We start from the raw sequence: 12,342 nt of genomic DNA, 5'->3' as shown, positions 1-12,342 counted from the left end.
AAACACGGGGGCCTGCTGTGGCTATCAAGAAGATGTTGGCCGGCGACTACGACTTCGGCCAGGGCCAGCTTCTCAACGTCGGCGACGCGGAGACCGACAGCGGCGTGCCGTCGTGGGGGCAGGTCAAGACCCTGGTGGGCGGCGCCGTCTCGAACTTGGACTTCAAGGGCAGCGTACGGCTGGCGTCGACGGGCAACGTCACGGTGGCCACCGCGCCGGCCACGATGGACGGTGTCACCCTCGCCGCCGGCGACCGGGTCCTGCTGAAGAACCAGACCGCCGCCGCCGAGAACGGCCTCTACACCTTCGCGGGGGCGGGGCAGCCGCTGGTCCGCGCCTCCGACGCCGACACCAACGCCGAGGTGACGCCCGGCCTGTGGGTCACCGTCGAGGAAGGCACCACCAACGCCGACAGCGCGTGGTGGGTGACCACGAACGCGCCCATCGTCGTCGGCACCACCGAGATCACCTTCGCCGCGTTTCCCCTCACCTCCGGCGGCGCCACCTCCCAGGACTTCGAGCAGGTCGGCCCGCCGGCGGCCGGGCAGACGTGGACCGTCACCCACCAGCTCGGCACCCGGGCGCTCGTCGCGCAGGTGTGGGAGGTCGCCACCAGCGAGCAGGTCGACGTCAAGATCACCGCCCCCACCGACGACACGATCGTCATCACCGCCGGCGTCACCCTCGCCCAGGACGCCTACCGGGTCGTCATCTTCGCCAGGGCGGCCGCCTGATGGCCGCCCGCCACCTCACCCCGCTGCACCTCGCCCACCACCCCGCCACCCCCGCCCCACCCCGGGCGGGTGAGAGCGCCCTCTACCCGGGCGCGGACGGTGTGCTGCGGCAGCTCGACGCGGCCGGGGCCGTCACCCTGCTGCCCGGCCGCCGCCGCGCCGTACTTGGCGCGGACTGGACCCACGATGCGCTCGGCACATGGGTGCCGGTCCCGCTGTCCATCGACGTGGAGCCGGGCCTGCACCGGCTCACCTTCCGCGTGGAGGCCAGCACCCGGGACGGCGCCTGGTCGGACCTGAGCCTGGAACGAACCGCCGGCGCGGCCTCGCTCGGGTTCGGCTCCACCACGTTCCTCCTGGACAACTCCGCCAACGGCTACGGCTACCCCATGAGATGGGGCCTGCCGATCTTCGAGTGGTGGAGGGCCGGCCAGGCAAGCCTCGTGGCCACCACCCACGTGCTCACCCGCGACCCCATCACCGTCAGCCTGGACGCCGGACTCGCGTACACGTCCCAGAGCGCCGACTTCGAGGGCGGCCTGGACTGGCAGATCGACGGCGCCGCCTACGTCGACGACGACGCCGTGGCGCACGGAGGCGGCTGGTCCGGCAAGCTCACCGCGGACGGTGCCGGGCGGGGGGTGTTCTTCGACTGGTTCAACACGGCGCCGGGGACGGGGTGGCGGCTCGGCGGCTGGCTGTACGCGGCCGAAGGGCACCCGCTGTCCGGGGTGGCGATCACCTGGTATGACGGGGACGGCGTCCAGATCAGCCGGCTCGCTGACGAGCGGCCGCTCCAGGCCGGCGCGTGGACGTACGTCGAGGCGGCCGGGGTGGCGCCCGCCGGGACGGTCGAGCTGCACGCGCAGATCGGCATGGAGGAGACGGCCGGCCATCAGGCGGGCAGCACGATCAACGTGGACGACGTGCTGCTGCGCACCACGACCGGGTCGGTGACGGTCCAGGCGGGCTCCTACCTGGAGGTGGCTCCCGCCTGAGGGGGGCGGGAGTCCTGCCCCCGGCCCCGGGCCCTGCTACGGGGCGTCGGGCACGTTCAGCGGCTCGTTCGGGCAGGACGTGGCGAGCCGGTCGAGCATGTCCTTTTCGGCCGGGTCCGCGGCCAGTTGCCAGCGGAGCTTGACCGTCAGCCAGTCGGCGACGTACCGGCAGTGGGCGGGCTCGTGTGGCGGCAGCCAGGTGGCGGGGTCCTGGTCGGCTTTGCTGCGGTTGGTGCGGGCGGTGACCGCGACCAGGGCGCGCGGCTCGTCGAGGTCGTTGGCGTAGGCCTGCCGCCGGTCGGCGGTCCAGGCGGACGCGCCGGAGTCCCACGCCTCGGCGAGGGGCACCATGTGATCAACATCCAATTCGGACGCTTGTTCGACTGTGATGTCATCATAGTAGGAATACCACCGACCGCCCGCCAGGGCGCATCGAGAGCCGACCTCGGGTGGCGTGACGGCCTCCTCGATCAGCACCTCGTTGCGGGTGTGGCAGCCGTCGCGGTCGGCGTCGATCCAGTGCCTGAAGGCGGTGCGGGTGTAGCCGTCGCGGGACTCGGTCGCGGTGTCGAGTGCGGCGACGGCGTCCCACAGCATGACGGTGCGCGCCTGCGCGGCCGGCGCCGACGCCGACGCGGATGTCGCGGTGGCGGGCAGCAGGGTGATGGTGAGGGCTGCGGCGGCAAGGCTGGCGAGGGTGCGGGGCGGGGGGAACGGCATGAAGCCTCCACTAGCTACATTCTGTCGCGGTCAGCTACGGAACGTAGTTAGTGGAGGTGGGGCGGATCTGTAGCCGCACGGTGATAGCCGCGTACGCCCCCGGGCTACATGTCGAACGAGAGCTGCTCGACCCCGGCCTCGGGCCGCTCGCCGCCGAGCGGGACACCCGCGATGTTGCGCAGCACCGCGGCGGTGGTGGCGTCCCCGCCCGGCAGGCAGGCCACGAGCGCGGGCAGCAGCACAGCGGCCGCCACGGCGTCCCACAGCGCCCGGTGCGGCCTCCCTCCGGGCACGAGCGCCCGCACGCGCTCCTCCAGCCCGTACTGGTCCAGCACGGCGGCCAGGTTCCAGCGGCGGATGCCAGGCCGCAGGTGCCGCACCATGCGGGCGGTGTCGAGCAGCCCGGCCGGCGCGAGCTCGGGCAGCCGCCGGTGCAGCAGCCGCCAGTCCACGCCGATGTTGTGGCCGACCAGGACCCGCCCGTCCAGCCGGGCCGTGATCTGCCCGCGCACGTCGTCCAGGGCGGGGGCGGCGGCCAGCGCGTCCCCGGCCAGGCCGGGCGAGATCCACGGGCGCGGGCTGATCCACCGGCCCGGGTTGAGCACGGTGTCCCACGCCTCCCCCATGCCGGGGCGGCCGCCCTCCAGCGGGACGGCCGCGATCTCCAGGATCTGCTCGTTGTCACGGTCCTGCCCGCCGGTCCCTTCCAGGTCGACGGCGACGAGCGGCACGGCCGTCCACGGCTGGTCGATCAACGCGAATCCCCCGGGGTTAGTCGTCTTCGTGGCGGGCGGCCTCGGCCAGCCGGGCGCGTGCGCCGTCGAGCTGCGCCTGCTCGGCAGGGTCCAGCTTGTAGCCTGCCAGCGCCCGCCCGTGGGCGCCACGCGCATGCGGATGCTCGACCTCCCACATCTGGTAGCCGAACCAGTGCTGGAGCGCGTAGCGGCGCTGTTCGCCCAGCGTGGCGGTGAGCACGTGCCCGTCCTCGACCAGGAACGGCGTCGTGGGGTCGAACCCGAACGACTCCAGCGCCGCGATGAACTCCGACTCGCTGGGCGGGCGCAGCGCGGCCTTGCACCGGGCGACCTGCTCGGCCGGGCAGATGTCGCACAGCTCCGGCACGCCGAGGTGCCCGTTGTAGTCGGCGATCTCCCACGAGGCGGTGACACCGCACGACGTCTTGCGGAACAGCGGGATGCTGATGCCGGAGTCCCGCCACGCCTGGACGACCCGCCGGTCCAGGTCCTCGGGCAGCATCTTGCGGCGCTGCCAGTTCTCCGCGTACGGCACCGGCACACCGAGCCCGCGCAGATAGGAGGCGTTCTCCTCCTTGTGGTAGTAGCCGGTGAACACGATCGCGTCCACGCCGGCGGCGTCGGCGACCTCCAGCACGTGCGCCATCGTGGCAGGGTCGTCGTTCCAGTGCGGGACGATCGGCCGCCAGTACAGGATCACCTTCGTCCGCTTCCGGTGACCGGCGGCGATGGCGATGGAGTCCACGGTCGTGGTCGTCTTGGCGATCGGCTCGACCCGGGCGTCGGCGATGCCGGAGTAGGTGAACAGCAGCGTCGGCCGCACGTACGACAACGCCTCCAGCCGGCGCATGTCGTCCTCGGTGACGTGGAACCGCGTGATGATCAGCACCAGGTTTCTCATCGCGAGCCGGTCCAGCTCCTCCAGCACCTCGAAGGTGTGCGGCTTCACCCCGGGCAAGAACGGGTCGGTGGCCTTGTTGAAGATTTGGATCGGGGTGGTGTCCGGCCGGAACTCCGGGTGGGAGACGAGCAGCGTGACGGCCTCGTGGGTGGGGATGAGCAGTTGCGGGATCTTCTGCTCGAAGTTGCCCCAGAAGTGCCGCACGCAGTAGCCGCAGTCGAGCGGGCAGCCGATCACGTGGTTCAGCGACAGGCCGGACTTACGGTTGGTGATGATCTGCGCCATGTACGGGTCGAGGCCGTCCTGCTCGACGGCGGGCATCAGCCGCAGCTTGCGCGGCCCTGAACTGAGGCTGATCGGTACGGGCTGGCTGGTCATCGTGCTGTCGCCTCCTGACTCAGGACGTGCAGGTAGGGTTCGCCGAACCAGATCCGGAAGTCGGCTTCGGCGTCGGCAGGATGGTCGCTGGAGTGGACCAGGTTGCGCACGAACCGGCCCTCGGAGCGCGCGGCCTCCTCGCTGTCGCGCCCGTAGTAGCCGCGGATCGTCGTCCGGGCCGCGCGGGACGGGTCGTAGTGGCCGAGCAGGTCACGCACCTGCTGGGCGGTGTCGTCGCTTGTCCCGTAGGCGAGCGCCACGGTGACGGTCGCGCCGACGTAGTGGCCGACCAGCTCCGCCTCGACGTCGAAGGGGAAGCGGTGCTGCAACTCCAGCATGTCGGCGTAGTGGGCGAGGATCTGCTCGCGGGTGACGACCACCTGCCGGCTGGTGGCGATGGTGACGGTGCCGGCCACCCATTCGAGGATCTGCTGGACCAGGCCGCGCTGGGTGGCGTCCGGCTTGCACAGCACGACCGTCCACCGCGTCCAGTCCACCCGGGCGGTCACGCTCCGGCCCCTTCGGGCATCCGCTTGGGCCAGCGGTGGCGGATGAGCCACTGGTAGCCGGGGTCCAGCGCGCCGAGCACGTCCCGGGTGACGGGCTGGTCGGTGTGGGTGATCTGCCGGTACACCTCGAACACGAGCAGGACCTGCTGCCAGTACGGGTCCAGCCCCGTCTCGCGGACGCTGGCGCCGGTGTGCTGGTGGAGGTTCGCCCGCAGCCCGGCCTCTTCCTGCATGAGCAGCCGCAGCGAGGTCCAGCAGTCGTCGACGGGCATGGCCGGGAAGCGGAAGGCGGGCGGCCGGTAGCCGGCGGCGTCGACCTCGGCGAGGATCTTGCGCACCTTGGCCCGGTTGGGCAGGTTGACGTGCATCGACCCGACGTGGTGGCTGTAGTGGCCGACCCGGACGCCGAGCTGGTGGGCGGCCAGCTCCTGCAAGACGGTGAAGGAGAAGACGTCGCTGGGCATGCCCATGAAGGCGTCGTTGCCGCGCATGTAGGCCGTCATGTGCAGGGCGCCGCCGCGCAGCAGGAACTGGGCGGCGATGGTGCAGGACACGTCCGGGTTGTTGTCGCGGATGAGCTCCTCGGGCCGGAAGATCGATAAGACGGCGCGTTTGCTGTCAGGATCTTTGCCGAGCAGGTCGAGCACCCGCTGCCACTGGGTGCGCCCGTCCGGGCCGGTGATGAACAGCGGCTGCCCGTAGGCGGTGCCCGTCAGGGTGCGGCCGTCCCCGCTGTTCTGCCGCATCTGGGGCGCGTAGTAGCCGATCATGTCGAGGTCGTCGCGGCCGAACAGGTACCACAGCACCTCCGCCCAGTTGTAGGCCAGGTTGATCGGCCGGCTGTTCAGGTACGGCACCCGCTGGACAGGGTCGGCGATGCGGAAGGACACATCCAGCACCTCCAGGGAGGTGTTGCCCCGCGTGCATATCTCGTGCTCGGGGATCGTGGTCACTTCCCGTAACACGCGCGGGTACATCTCGTGGAAGGTGAGCGCGTTCTCCGGTGTCATCCGGGAGCTCCTCGGGTCGGGGGATAGCGCACCCGGTCCAGGGGTGCGCGGGCATGCGGAAGTCATTTCCTGCCGATGGGACACGGATGCGGGACATGCCGGTTGGGGCAGCAGATCATGCCGATCGTGACGAACCGGCCGCCGGTCAGCCACTCGCCCCACTGCACGTCCACCCCGGCCGGCAGCAGCCCGGCGGCGGTCTCCAGGCGGGCGGGGAGCGGCACGCCCTCCCCATGCAGGAACGTGCCCTGGACGGCCCTGTACTGGCCGGCCAGCCACTCGATCGCCGTCTCGACGCTGTCGCATGTCTGGCCGATCCGGGAGGGCGGCTTGGCCAGCCAGTCACCGGTCCGCATGGGCGGCAGCGCCGAGGTGCGGAAGTCGGGCGAGGAGGGGCGGCGTTCGGCCTCGTTGCCGCGTTCGGCGCCGTTGCCGATCCAGTGGTAGCCGTGCCAGTGCATGATCTGCTGCTCCCGTAGGCTGCTGGTGCGGCCCCTGCTTGCTTGGATCAGGCAGGGGCCGCGATCATCGGTGTCTAGATGGTGGTGTCGATGCCGGCCGCGCGCAGCTCGGCGCCGGTGAACCGGAGTGTCCCGGCGGCCGGGTTCTTCGAGTCACTCAGGGCGAAAGCGTCCTCGACCCCCTCCAGCGGGGCGATCTGGACGCAGGACTCGCCGTCCTCCTCCTGCTGGTTCCCGCCGCACAGACGGCGCCATCCCTGCGCGGCCACCCGGCGGCTGTAGAGATCGTTCATGGTCATGCTCGTGCTCCTTCCTCCTTCAGCCCCGCGGGTTTCGGGGCTGTCTTCCTGGCCGCCGGGCGGCGGCCAGGAGGCTTCAAGGGGCAGGCTCCGGCCGACGCTGCTCGGCCGGGTCGGGCCCGCCCGGGTCAGGCTTGCCCGGCTTCTGTTCTGGCTCGGCGCGGCGGACGGGTTGCGGGCGCTTGCGCAAGCTCCGGGCCAGGAACCACTGGGCGACTCCGGCGTCCACCACGCTCACCTCCACATCAGGGGCGGCCCGAACGGGTATTGCAGGGCCATCTCCAGCTCCGCCGCAGCGATGCTGTCCCAGACGTTGTCGAGACCGCTCTGGAAGCAGTAGCCGCCCCTCGGGGCGGGGCCGCGCCAGAACACGGTCAACTTCTGGCTGTAGGGGCCCCACAGCGCCAGCCACCGGCCGCGGGTGCGCTCCTGCACCTCGGCGGCGATCGCGCGGCCAGTGCGGTCGTCGACGCCGTGGGTCGGCCACAGCTGCTCCCTGACTGGCTCGTCCAGATCCTTGTGCATCACATCTCCAGCGGAAGTGCTCAAGCGGTCGGGGCCGGGTCCGGACTGCCGCGAGGGAAGGGCGGCCCGGACCCGGCGGTGCCGGCGGATGTAGTCACCGAGCCGGCGAAGTGGCGCGGCGGTGCCGGCGTCGCGGGGGGACGCTGGGGTGGGCTGCCGCCACACCACGCTCATCACCTCGTCCCGGCGACGCCGGCGAGGAAGTACGGGGCGGGCTGCGCCAGCGCGGTGGCGTAGTAGGGATGCCACGTCTCCGTGGTGGTCAGGCCGGGAGGATGCAGCGGCCCCCACGGGTCCAGCAGCTCCGCGATGCGCTTCCGAGTCCGCAGATACAGCCGCTGCCCGGTCCGCTGCTCGTAGCGGACGCGGGCGGCCTGGACCTCGTCGGCCGGGTAGGGCACGTCGCTGGTGGCGTGGGTGGCCAGCAGCAGACAGGGGGCGAGCCGGTCGTGCACGACGGCCAGCGCCTCCTCGGCCTGGCCGTCGTCCAGGAAGTGCAGCACCGCCCCCATGACGACGATCACCGGGCGGCTGAAGTCGAGCAGCTTCGTCTTCTCGACCTCGGTCAGGAGGCGGGCGGGCTCGCGCAGGTCGGCCTGCACCATCGCCACGCCCTCCCCGCGCAGCAGGGCCCGGCCGTACACGCACACCTGCTCGTCGTTGTCGACGTACACCACGCGGGTGTCCGGCCGCTCCCGCTGCGCGACCTCGTGCACGTTGGGCGGCTGATCCGGCAGGCCGGCGCCGATGTCGAGGACCTGCGGCGGCTCCGCCGGGTCGGCGAGTTCCACGGCGTAGGAGACCATGCGGCGCAGGCACTGCCGGTTCGACTGGGCGATCAGCCGCATCCCGGGGAGCGCCTCGTCCAGGGCGGCCGCCGTATCTAGGTCGTCGGCGAAGTGATCCCTACCGGCGGGGCTGAGCGCGCTGTAGATGCGCGCCGGCGTCGAACGGGCTTCGCCCTCGCCTTCGGGAGGGGTCGCAGTCGTCATCATCGCGGGGCCTCAGAGTTGGGGTCGAGGGTCAGTGCTGGGCCCGCCGTCTCCCCGGGCGGCGGGCAGATTCCGATCGTGACGCGGAGTTGATGGCATGTGAACGCCGCGCAAGCGCCGTTCTCGGCGCGGGCCCGTCACCTTCCCGTCGTGGGGCCGCCGTCTGTCCGCCATTTGGACCGGCACGCGCGCAAACCCCTTCCAGCGCGGGCATCGCCGTCTTACGCTCGGAGCCCCGATGCAGTGCGTGTGAAGGAGCGCAGCGGCATGAGCGGAACGTTGTTGAAGCATCTGTGCCGCCGCCGTCACCTCACCACGCTGGCGAAGTTCAACGCCGTCTACAGCAGGACCGCGCGCGAGCTTCAACTGGGAGACCGGACGGTCTCTCCGCGGACGCTCGAACGCTGGATGGCCGGGGACCTGAAGAGGGCGCCCCAACCTGGGGCGCGCGAGGTGCTGGAGGTGATGTTCGGCCACACGGTCGAGCAGCTGTTCACCAAAGGCGACTACGACAACCCGGCCGCCTCCACGGAGACGGTGATCGACCTCACCGCGCTGCCGACCACCCCGGCATGGAACCGGCCCCGGGCCGGCACCGCCGATAGCTCCTCACGCGAGAGTCTGTACGAATTGATGATGTCCGCCGCCGATGAATCCCGCGAAGCCGCCGTCGACGCCGAAGCCGCAATCGGCCGGCCCACCATGGAACACCTCGAAGCCACCGTGATCGAGCTGTCGCGCTCCTACCTCACCCAGCCGCCCGCCGCGCTGATGCCCAAGGTCGTCAAGGTGCGCAGCCAGATCCTGGACCGGATCAAGGAGACCAGCCGCCCCGACCAGCTCCACCAGCTCCGCTTCCTCGCCGGGGTGGCCACCGCGCTGATCGCCGAAATCTGCATCGACCTCGGCGAGCACCGCATGGCGGGCGAGCACGCCCGCAGCGCGTGGGCGCACGCCGACGCGATCGGGCACGTGCCGCTGGCGGTGTGGGCGCGCGGCATGCAGGCGTCCAGCTCCTACTGGGCCGACCTGCCGCAGGACGCCGTGGTGGCGATCGCCCGCGCGCAAGAACACCACCCGACCGGGGTGGCCGCCGCCCGCATGCACAGCATCCAGGCGCGCACCTGGTCGCACGTCGGCAACATCCAGGGCACCCTGGCGGCGGTGCGGGCCGCGATCGAATCGCGGGCGAGCGCCCACCAGAGCGACGACCTGCACGACATCATCGGCGGCGTCTTCCACTGGGACGAGGCGCGCGAGCAGCGCTGTCACTCCTCGGCCTACCTCCAGCTCATCAGCGTGCGCCGGGACGAGCTGGAGCCGCGGCTGGTGGAGCAGCTCACCTCCGAGATCCTCCAGCACACCCGGCGGGCGCTCGCCGTGTCCCAGGCGGCGCCGCCGAGCCTGCGGTCGCTGTCGGTGGAGGCCACCATCGGCCTGGACATGGCCACCGCCTACCTGATGCTGGGCGACCTGTCCGCCGCGCAGGAGACGCTGTGGCCGGTCCTGGAGCTGTCCCGGGATCTGCGCACCCACCCGGTCCTGTACCGGCTGCGCGGGGTACGCGCCCAGCTCGGCGCTCTGCCGTCGTCCCGGACGACGGCAGAGCTGTCAGCGGCGGTGACCGAGTTCGCGGCGTCCTCCACCGTGCGGGCGCTGCCGCCGAGCGTCTAATGCGATCTGGCGGCCCAGGCGGCGAGGATCTGCCGTTCGCGGTCCCGGTCGATGCCGAGCTCGGCCGACCGCTCCGTCACCGAGAGGACGGTGGACGACATCCACGACCACGTGTCGGCCACCGTCTGCGGGAGCGGCCGGCACTCCAGCCCGGCGGCGCGGGCCCGGCCGGCGTCCACGTGCCAGGTGCCCGGGTAGTCGCGCCACAGCGGCAGCCCCACCCATTCGGGCACGCGGTGCTCGCGCAGGAACGCGTCGTCCACCCACACCAGCTCGACGTCGGTGCCGGCCGCGCTCTGGCAGGCGGCGAGCATCTCGCCGAACGTCGAGTGGCCGATCGGCGCGGTCACGTTGTAGGAGCCGGGCAGCCGCTGCTCGGCGGCGGCCAGGGCGAACGCGGCGACGTCGCGCACGTCGACGGGCTGGATCGGCCAGTCGGGGCGGCCCGGCGCCAGCACCGGCCCGCCTGCCCGGAGGCGGTTCAGCCACCACGGCAGCCGGCCGACGTTCTCGTATGGGCCCAGGATGACGCCGGGCCGCAGCAGCGTGGCCCGATCCCCGTACACGGTCGTGACGGCCTGCTCGCATCCCGCCTTGAGCCTGCCGTACTCGTCGGCGCCGCTCTCCCCGGGCGGCCCGTACGGGGCGTACGCGCGCACCGGCGAGCTGTCGGTGAGCGGGTAGCGCGGCCACCCCTGGTAGACGTTGACGGTCGAGATGAACACGTAGTGGTCGACCACGCTGGCGAGCGCGCCGGTCGACGCCTCGACGAGGTCGGTGGTCATGCCGCTGGTGTCCACGACCGCGTCCCAGCCGCCGTGCGCCACCAGATCGGCCAGGTCGGCCGGGACGCTGCGGTCGCCGCGCACGGTGGTGACGTCGGGGAGCTGCACGCTGGACTTGCCGCGGTTGAAGACGGTCACCTGGTGGCCGCGCGCCACGGCCTGTTCGGCGATGGTGCGGCCGAGGAAGTGGCCGCCGCCGAGGATGAGCAGTCGCATGCCCCAGATCCTGACCGACCTTGGAGCGGATCGGTAGGTGGGATCGGGGGTTCCGTTGACGCGCGAAGGCCGGGAACGCCACCCCACCAGAGTCAGCGTTCCCGGCCCTCATGTAGTCGCCCGGACGTCCAGAAACCGAAGCCTCTGGGTGTGAATACGCCTGGCGGCTGAATTCGCCCAGGCTAGAGCCTAGGACCCTAGGGTCACAAGTGAAAGGGGGTTAGGTGCCTAGGATCATAGGTTCTCATGATCGACTTCGGCGCCGACCGGCCGGTGCACAAGCAACTGGCCGACATCATCCGCGCCGACATCGCCGCCGGCAGGCTGAAGCCCGGCAACGCGCTCCCCTCCGAATCCCGGCTGCAGCAGATTTACGGCGTCGGCCAGATCGCCGTACGGCAGGCGCTGCGGGTGCTGCGCGGTGAGGGGCTCATCGTGACCGTGAAAGGGTCAGGCTCCACCGTGGCCGGCGGGCCACGCGAGCCCTACAACGTCGAACCCGGCTCCAACGTGGTGCTGCGCATGCCCTCCCCCGACGAGCGGGCCCAGCTCGGCGACGTCCCCGAAGGCGTGCCCATCGCGGAGATCCGGCCGCCCGGCAAGGGCCGGCACCGCAAGCTCATCCGCGGGGACCGCTACCAGCTCGTGTTCGAGGAGCCGGACGGCGGCTGATCAGCTCTCGCCGTCCCTCGGCGGGTACAGCCTGTCGTACGCCTGCCCGATCAGCCACCCAACGAACGACGCGACGATCACCGGGTTGAGGCCCGAAGCGGTGATGAGGACGTCAGCCTCCGTGTAGCTCTCCAGGGCAGCCTGGGTCAGCACCATCCAGACGGTGACGGCCCCGGCGAGCTGAAGGACAGCCCGCTGTGCCGCTCTGCTGAGTCGGCGCGGCTGTTGCTGAGCTGGCACCTCGATAGCGGCCTGCCCAGCAGGCTCACGGCGGTGCTTCGAGACGACGAAGACGTCCCGCCCAACCTCCTGAGGCAAGACCTGGAGTTCGACGAGGCTCTTGCTGAAGATCTCCAGAGCGGGGGCCAGACTCGTCATGACCTGAGAGTTCAGGGTCCTGGACGGCGCGGCCAGCAGTTCGGCATGGCTGGCGAAGACCTTGGCGAAGGCAGCCTGGACCTGCGAGGTGTAGGCGCTCACCATCATCGGGTTGCCCGCGTTCGCAATGCGGATCGCGTCGGCCAGTTGCAGGAGCGCCGGACGGAGTATGGGCGTCGGGTCGATCGAGGCGAGGTATGAGCTGCCAGAGAGGCCGGCAAGCAGCCCGGCAAGCAGCGGGTGCGGGCCTGAAGGAGCCTCGGCTGACGGTTCGGTGTTCTCCTCGTCGGGAGGATCGTCGTCAGGCTCATGGCGGTGGGTGTCATCCATGATCC

Annotated in this window: 15 protein-coding genes; 4 read left to right on the top strand and 11 right to left on the bottom strand. The window is 71.3% G+C overall.

Translation table 11 applies throughout. From position 1 onward, the window contains the following. Positions 1 to 17: 17 nt before the first annotated feature. Both ACWDXC_RS43595 and ACWDXC_RS43590 read left to right on the top strand, forming a co-directional pair. Positions 18 to 734 (top strand): hypothetical protein, encoded by a 717-nt coding sequence (locus ACWDXC_RS43595; protein ID WP_449992777.1) that lies wholly within the window; start codon positions 18 to 20, stop codon positions 732 to 734. Next, positions 734 to 1,732: a hypothetical protein gene (locus ACWDXC_RS43590; protein WP_449992775.1), complete on the top strand. Its 999-nt coding sequence runs from the start codon at positions 734 to 736 to the stop codon at positions 1,730 to 1,732. The genes ACWDXC_RS43595 and ACWDXC_RS43590 overlap by 1 nt, the downstream gene beginning before the upstream one ends. A 36-nt stretch (positions 1,733 to 1,768) precedes the next feature. Here the strand turns inward: ACWDXC_RS43590 and ACWDXC_RS43585 are convergent, their stop codons facing one another. The 9 genes from ACWDXC_RS43585 to ACWDXC_RS43545 all read right to left on the bottom strand — a co-directional run bounded on the left by ACWDXC_RS43585 (position 1,769) and on the right by ACWDXC_RS43545 (position 8,285). Next, complete coding sequence (locus ACWDXC_RS43585; RefSeq protein ID WP_449992773.1) at positions 1,769 to 2,452, bottom strand: HNH endonuclease family protein; 684 nt, start codon at positions 2,450 to 2,452, stop codon at positions 1,769 to 1,771. Positions 2,453 to 2,556: 104 nt separating this feature from the next. After that, entirely contained in the window at positions 2,557 to 3,207 is a 651-nt protein-coding gene (locus ACWDXC_RS43580) for a 3'-5' exonuclease (protein ID WP_449992771.1), read from the bottom strand. A gap of 16 nt (positions 3,208 to 3,223) precedes the next feature. Continuing rightward, on the bottom strand, positions 3,224 to 4,486 hold the full coding sequence (locus ACWDXC_RS43575; RefSeq protein ID WP_449992769.1) for a hypothetical protein: 1,263 nt from the start codon (positions 4,484 to 4,486) through the stop codon (positions 3,224 to 3,226). Next, positions 4,483 to 4,995 (bottom strand): nucleoside-diphosphate kinase, encoded by a 513-nt coding sequence (locus ACWDXC_RS43570; RefSeq protein WP_449992767.1) that lies wholly within the window; start codon positions 4,993 to 4,995, stop codon positions 4,483 to 4,485. Before ACWDXC_RS43570 ends, ACWDXC_RS43575 begins: the two co-directional genes overlap by 4 nt. Continuing rightward, positions 4,992 to 6,005: a thymidylate synthase gene (locus tag ACWDXC_RS43565; RefSeq protein WP_449992765.1), complete on the bottom strand. Its 1,014-nt coding sequence runs from the start codon at positions 6,003 to 6,005 to the stop codon at positions 4,992 to 4,994. Before ACWDXC_RS43565 ends, ACWDXC_RS43570 begins: the two co-directional genes overlap by 4 nt. Positions 6,006 to 6,067: 62 nt before the next feature. Then, the gene (locus tag ACWDXC_RS43560) at positions 6,068 to 6,466 is read right to left on the bottom strand and encodes a hypothetical protein (protein ID WP_449992763.1); all 399 of its coding nucleotides are present in this window, start codon (positions 6,464 to 6,466) and stop codon (positions 6,068 to 6,070) included. Positions 6,467 to 6,540: 74 nt separating this feature from the next. Then, the gene (locus tag ACWDXC_RS43555; protein ID WP_449992761.1) at positions 6,541 to 6,765 is read right to left on the bottom strand and encodes a DUF397 domain-containing protein; all 225 of its coding nucleotides are present in this window, start codon (positions 6,763 to 6,765) and stop codon (positions 6,541 to 6,543) included. A 234-nt stretch (positions 6,766 to 6,999) separates the two neighbouring features. Beyond that, entirely contained in the window at positions 7,000 to 7,290 is a 291-nt protein-coding gene (locus ACWDXC_RS43550) for a hypothetical protein (protein ID WP_449992759.1), read from the bottom strand. A gap of 173 nt (positions 7,291 to 7,463) precedes the next feature. Continuing rightward, positions 7,464 to 8,285, bottom strand: coding sequence for an SAM-dependent methyltransferase (locus ACWDXC_RS43545; protein ID WP_449992757.1), 822 nt, complete (start codon positions 8,283 to 8,285; stop codon positions 7,464 to 7,466). 264 nt (positions 8,286 to 8,549) lie between these two features. Here ACWDXC_RS43545 and ACWDXC_RS43540 point away from each other — a divergent pair, with 264 nt between their 5' ends. Next, positions 8,550 to 9,956: a hypothetical protein gene (locus tag ACWDXC_RS43540; RefSeq protein WP_449992755.1), complete on the top strand. Its 1,407-nt coding sequence runs from the start codon at positions 8,550 to 8,552 to the stop codon at positions 9,954 to 9,956. Here the strand turns inward: ACWDXC_RS43540 and ACWDXC_RS43535 are convergent. Continuing rightward, a complete protein-coding gene (locus tag ACWDXC_RS43535; protein WP_449992753.1) occupies positions 9,953 to 10,957 on the bottom strand; it encodes an NAD-dependent epimerase/dehydratase family protein in 1,005 nt (334 codons plus the stop codon). The genes ACWDXC_RS43540 and ACWDXC_RS43535 overlap by 4 nt on opposite strands. Before the next feature lie 246 nt (positions 10,958 to 11,203). On the opposite strand from ACWDXC_RS43535, the gene ACWDXC_RS43530 reads away from it, so the two are divergent. Continuing rightward, positions 11,204 to 11,629, top strand: coding sequence for a GntR family transcriptional regulator (locus ACWDXC_RS43530; protein WP_449992751.1), 426 nt, complete (start codon positions 11,204 to 11,206; stop codon positions 11,627 to 11,629). Here ACWDXC_RS43530 and ACWDXC_RS43525 read toward each other — a convergent pair whose 3' ends face one another. Continuing rightward, positions 11,630 to 12,337 carry a hypothetical protein gene (locus ACWDXC_RS43525; RefSeq protein ID WP_449992749.1) on the bottom strand — a complete coding sequence of 236 codons (708 nt, stop codon included), beginning with the start codon at positions 12,335 to 12,337 and terminating at the stop codon, positions 11,630 to 11,632. Positions 12,338 to 12,342: the final 5 nt, after the last annotated feature.

The sequence above is a fragment of the Nonomuraea sp. NPDC003214 genome, assembly GCF_053590035.1.
Note: the sequence above shows the minus strand (reverse complement) of the source record. Positions and strands in the feature narration are given on the sequence as shown.

Coding starts and splice junctions, on each gene's coding strand:
- ACWDXC_RS43555 (WP_449992761.1), bottom strand. CDS start 6,765: ATGACCATGAACGATCTCTACAGCCGCCGGGTGGCCGCGCAGGGATGG.
- ACWDXC_RS43545 (WP_449992757.1), bottom strand. CDS start 8,285: ATGATGACGACTGCGACCCCTCCCGAAGGCGAGGGCGAAGCCCGTTCG.
- ACWDXC_RS43590 (WP_449992775.1), top strand. CDS start 734: ATGGCCGCCCGCCACCTCACCCCGCTGCACCTCGCCCACCACCCCGCC.
- ACWDXC_RS43530 (WP_449992751.1), top strand. CDS start 11,204: ATGATCGACTTCGGCGCCGACCGGCCGGTGCACAAGCAACTGGCCGAC.
- ACWDXC_RS43585 (WP_449992773.1), bottom strand. CDS start 2,452: ATGCCGTTCCCCCCGCCCCGCACCCTCGCCAGCCTTGCCGCCGCAGCC.
- ACWDXC_RS43565 (WP_449992765.1), bottom strand. CDS start 6,005: ATGACACCGGAGAACGCGCTCACCTTCCACGAGATGTACCCGCGCGTG.
- ACWDXC_RS43525 (WP_449992749.1), bottom strand. CDS start 12,337: ATGGATGACACCCACCGCCATGAGCCTGACGACGATCCTCCCGACGAG.
- ACWDXC_RS43560 (WP_449992763.1), bottom strand. CDS start 6,466: ATGCACTGGCACGGCTACCACTGGATCGGCAACGGCGCCGAACGCGGC.
- ACWDXC_RS43535 (WP_449992753.1), bottom strand. CDS start 10,957: ATGCGACTGCTCATCCTCGGCGGCGGCCACTTCCTCGGCCGCACCATC.
- ACWDXC_RS43575 (WP_449992769.1), bottom strand. CDS start 4,486: ATGACCAGCCAGCCCGTACCGATCAGCCTCAGTTCAGGGCCGCGCAAG.
- ACWDXC_RS43540 (WP_449992755.1), top strand. CDS start 8,550: ATGAGCGGAACGTTGTTGAAGCATCTGTGCCGCCGCCGTCACCTCACC.
- ACWDXC_RS43550 (WP_449992759.1), bottom strand. CDS start 7,290: ATGCACAAGGATCTGGACGAGCCAGTCAGGGAGCAGCTGTGGCCGACC.